This is a genomic window from Streptococcus sp. A25 (assembly GCF_043674095.1).
GTDB lineage: Bacteria > Bacillota > Bacilli > Lactobacillales > Streptococcaceae > Streptococcus > Streptococcus suis_V.
On record NZ_JBIMJO010000033.1, the window covers coordinates 1 to 5,565 of the forward strand.

The following is a 5,565-nucleotide window of genomic DNA, read 5'->3' on the forward strand; positions in this document are numbered from 1 at the left end:
TCAGAGATTGACTCGCTGACTGACTCAGATACTGATTCAGAGATTGACTCGCTGACTGACTCAGATACGGATTCTGAGATTGATTCTGAAATTGACTCAGACACTGATTCTGAGATGGACTCACTTACAGACTCAGAGATGGATTCAGAGACTGATTCAGAGACTGATTCTGAGACGGATTCGCTTACTGACTCAGAGATTGACTCTGATACCGATTCAGAAATTGATTCTGAGATGGACTCAGACACTGATTCTGAAATTGATTCGGAGACTGATTCAGAAACGGACTCTTTAACTGATTCTGAGACGGACTCGGAAACGGACTCTTTAACTGATTCTGAGACTGATTCTTTAATTGATTCTGAGACTGAATTTGAAACTGATTCTGAATTTGAAATAGACTCAGAGTTAGATACTGATTCTGATTTTGAAGTCGATTCTGATTCAGACAAAGATAAAGAATTTGAAACTGATTCTGAAGCTGACTCTGAGTAAGAATTTGATTGGGAAATTGACGTAGACTCTGAAATTGATGGGATATTAGGATCTAAACTGTCAATATCAATCCCCTTAAGCGGTGACTCATCATATCGCTGCGCATATAAGGTACGTCCGTCACCTTTTAAAATCCCTTCCAACGTAGATTGAACAATAGCTGTCGCTGTACGTACATAAAAGGTCTTAGAATCCCCTTCTGTGACAAACGTCCAAGTCATATTGTTGGCAACACCACCACCAATTGTACGCCACTCAGTAATGTTAATCGCGTAGTTATTATAAACCAAATTATCAAAAGATGATTTCGCTATATACGGTGTGTAATCGCTATTACGAATTAGGTTTCCATCTGAGTAGTAACTCATCTCACGAGAGATAATACTATCATTTGTTGCGATAACAATACCAAACTGGTTATTCGTTGCAAATGCAGGTGATAGATTCACTTTCCAAGTAGTACGGTTGGTCCCAGTATCGTACGAATAACTAATACTGTCTATAATGGTATTGTTAGCATTTTCTGAAGCATCACCACCAGTTAAAATTCCTGTATAAATGTATTGGGTAACCCCGTTACTATCAATATATGCAGATGGAGTTCCTGTTGTTACATCATGAGCAACTGCTAAATATTTTTCAGACTGTCCTTTAACTAGCTCTGCTCCCAAAGCAAGTGAACTTGATTGAATTGAGGACACTGCAACTTCGATCTCTTCTAACGAAACAGCTGAATCACCTAACAATTGTTTTGCAGCCGCTACCTCTGCTCTAGATGTTGCTAAGACTGCTGCTAACTCACTGTCAGATGACTTTTCCAATTGCGATTCAGCCAATTTAATTAGAATTTCACCCTCAGAGACAACTTGCTCCAACGCCTGTCGTCCAGATTCTGAACCAAGCGTTTCAGAACCAGTAATTGATTCTGAGGTTGAAGTCACTGTCTCACTTGCTGATGTCGATGAACTCGTGCTTTTCTGTGATTCAGTTGTTGATGTAGTTTCGCTTGAAGAAGCAGATTCACTTGTAGAAGTAGACTCGCTAACTGACACCGATTCGCTTGATGAGATTGACTCACTTTCAGAAACTGATTTGCTTTCAGATGTAGACTCACTTTCTGAAGTTGACTCACTTTCTGAAGTTGACTCACTTGTAGAGGTAGACACACTTGCTGAGTCTGAAAGGCTTGACGAATCTGACAAGCTAGCTGAATCTGAAATACTTGTCGAATCCGATAGACTTGTCGATGTCGAATCACTATTTGATTGTGATGAAGTGTCGGACTCAGTGCCTGCATTGCTCATGCTAACTGTATCCTCAGTAGCAAGGACAGTGGTTGTTATCTCAGATGTCGTTACAGTGTCTTCTGCAAGTACTTGGTCAACTGTGATTCCACCACCGACTGCCGCACTTGCTGCAATCAAACCACGCAACATTGCTGTAGCTGAAGATTGAACGGTATTCGTATTTACTGTCACTTTACCAGTTGATGGCTTGCTACCACCTATGCGCATCAAACCGCTTTGAGACATTACCGTACGAACCCAGTGCTTACCGGATTTGTGCATCTTGACACGACTTTTACGCGAGACTTCGGTAATATTCTCTTTGTTTTTTCCAGTCATTTCTAACTCCCTAAAAATTTTTTCACATTTGGAAAATAACTTTATAACAACACACGCCACTCACTATATTGTTATTGCTTAATTATCTATCCAAAGATGATAGTAATATCTCAATTATACACTTACTTATTTTTCTTTGTCAACAATAAATATGCAATATCAAAAATATTTTTTCACATTGTTTCTGATGACGTTTTCAGGAAATGATGCTATTTAAAGTATTTTTCAAAACTCTGATTACTTTTTTTTGCACTTTGATTTAGGCTTTTTAGTGTTTATTCACATAAATAATCTAAAGTATTTTTAGTAATTTTATTTGTTTTTTAAATATATTAAGGTGGTGCCGTTTTTCAAAAATATTTTTCATTCACAAGCAAAAAAAGTAGCTAGCTGACTAACTACTTTTTCTCTTTATGATCCAGTCAGAAGGAAATTATTTTACTTCTTCCTCATCTTCTTTCTTGCGGCGTTTGTACAAACCACCAAGGAGAAGACCTGCACCTAAGATACCTGCCCAAGCTGATGATTCCTCACCAGTATTTGGCAATGCACCTTGTTTACGTGATGTTTGAGAATGACGTGGAACTACCGATTCTGAGACTGATTCAGAAACTGACTCTGATACTGATTCGCTTACTGATTCAGAGATTGATTCTGATACTGATTCAGAGATAGATAGTGACTGGCTAACAGATTCAGAAATCGATTCAATATTCATTGGTGGAAGCGGTGGGTTAACCAATCCAGGACCATGTGAATGAATCTCTACACCAGATTCTGATACTGACTCAGACACTGATTCTGAGATTGATTCTGATACTGATTCAGAAATTGACTCAGATACTGATTCGCTTACTGATTCAGAAATTGACTCAGAGACTGATTCTGAGATTGATTCTGATACTGATTCAGAAATTGATTCAGAAATTGACTCAGAGACTGATTCAGAAATTGACTCAGAGACTGATTCAGAGATTGACTCAGACACTGATTCTGAGATTGATTCTGATACCGACTCAGAGACTGATTCAGAAATTGACTCAGACACTGATTCTGAGATTGACTCAGACACTGATTCTGAGATTGACTCAGACACTGATTCTGAGATTGACTCTGATACCGATTCAGAAATTGATTCTGATACTGACTCAGACACTGATTCTGATACTGATTCGCTTACTGACTCAGACACTGATTCTGAGATTGATTCTGATACTGACTCAGACACTGATTCTGAGATTGATTCTGATACTGACTCAGACACTGATTCTGAAATTGACTCAGACACTGATTCTGAGATTGATTCTGATACTGATTCAGAAATTGACTCAGACACTGATTCTGAGATTGATTCTGATACTGACTCAGAGACTGATTCAGAAATTGACTCTGACACTGATTCAGAAATTGACTCAGACACTGATTCTGAGACTGACTCAGAGGTAGATTCTGATACTGATTCAGAAATTGATTCTGATACTGACTCAGACACTGATTCTGATACTGACTCAGACACTGATTCTGAAATTGACTCGCTTACTGACTCAGAAATTGACTCAGACACTGATTCTGAGATTGATTCGCTTACTGACTCTGATACTGATTCAGAGATTGACTCAGAGACTGATTCAGACACTGACTCAGACACTGATTCTGAGATTGATTCTGAGATTGATTCTGATACTGATTCAGAGATTGACTCAGACACTGATTCAGAGATTGACTCAGAGACTGATTCAGAAATTGACTCAGACACTGATTCAGAAATTGACTCTGACACTGATTCAGAGATTGACTCAGAGACTGATTCAGAAATTGACTCTGACACTGATTCACTTACTGATTCTGAGATTGATTCTGATACTGATTCAGAAATTGACTCAGAGACTGATTCAGACACTGATTCTGAAATTGACTCAGACACTGATTCTGAAATTGACTCAGAAATTGATTCTGAAAGGGACTCAGACACTGATTCCGATACTGACTCAGACACTGATTCGCTTACTGATTCTGAGACTGACTCAGACACTGATTCTGATACTGACTCAGAGATTGATTCTGATACTGATTCAGAAATTGACTCAGAGACTGATTCAGAAATTGACTCAGACACTGATTCAGAAATTGACTCTGATACTGATTCAGAAATTGACTCTGATACTGATTCTGATACTGACTCAGAAATTGACTCAGAAATTGACTCAGAGACCGATTCAGAGATTGATTCTGATACTGACTCAGATACGGATTCTGAGATTGACTCAGAAATTGACTCAGAGACTGATTCAGAGATTGACTCAGACACTGATTCAGAGATTGACTCAGACACTGATTCTGATACTGACTCAGAAATTGACTCAGACACTGATTCGCTTACTGACTCAGAGATTGATTCTGATACTGATTCTGAGATTGACTCAGACACTGATTCTGATACTGATTCTGATACTGACTCAGAAATTGACTCAGACACTGATTCAGAGACTGATTCAGAGATTGATTCTGATACTGACTCAGATACGGATTCAGAGATTGATTCTGATACTGATTCAGAAATTGACTCTGATACTGACTCAGACACTGAATCTGATACTGATTCGCTTACTGACTCAGACACTGATTCTGAGATTGATTCTGATACTGACTCAGACACTGATTCTGAGACTGACTCAGAGGTAGATTCTGATACTGATTCGCTTACTGACTCAGACACTGATTCTGAGATTGATTCTGATACTGACTCAGACACTGATTCTGAAATTGACTCGCTTACTGACTCAGAAATTGACTCAGACACTGATTCTGATACTGATTCAGAAATTGACTCAGACACTGATTCTGAGATTGATTCGCTTACTGACTCTGATACTGATTCAGAGATTGACTCAGATACTGATTCAGACACTGATTCTGAGATTGATTCTGATACTGATTCAGAGATTGACTCAGACACTGATTCTGAGATTGACTCAGATACTGATTCAGAAATTGACTCAGATACTGATTCAGAAATTGACTCAGACACTGATTCTGATACTGACTCAGAAATTGACTCAGATACTGATTCAGAGACTGATTCAGAGATTGATTCTGATACTGACTCAGATACGGATTCAGAGATTGATTCTGATACTGATTCAGAAATTGACTCTGATACTGATTCTGATACTGACTCAGAAATTGATTCTGAAACTGACTCTGATACTGATTCGCTTACTGATTCTGATACGGACTCAGAAATGGATTCTGAGATTGATTCTGATACAGACTCGGAGATTGACTCAGAAATTGATTCGCTGACTGACTCGGATACTGATTCAGAAACGGACTCGGATACTGATTCAGAAACTGATTCTGAGATCGATTCAGAAACTGATTCTGAGATTGATTCAGAAACGGACTCGGATACTGATTCGCTGATTGACTCTGATACTGATTCAGA

Annotated in this window: 2 protein-coding genes; both read right to left on the minus strand. The window is 38.6% G+C overall.

Annotation, left to right across the window (positions count from 1 at the left end; all coding sequences use genetic code 11):
• The coding region (locus tag ACHBID_RS10925) for a KxYKxGKxW signal peptide domain-containing protein (RefSeq protein ID WP_394732351.1) at positions 1-2,120 on the minus strand (2,120 nt) is incomplete at its 3' end.
• Between the two features lie 433 nt (positions 2,121-2,553).
• The coding region (locus ACHBID_RS10930; protein ID WP_394734397.1) for a DUF445 family protein at positions 2,554-5,565 on the minus strand (3,012 nt) is incomplete at its 5' end.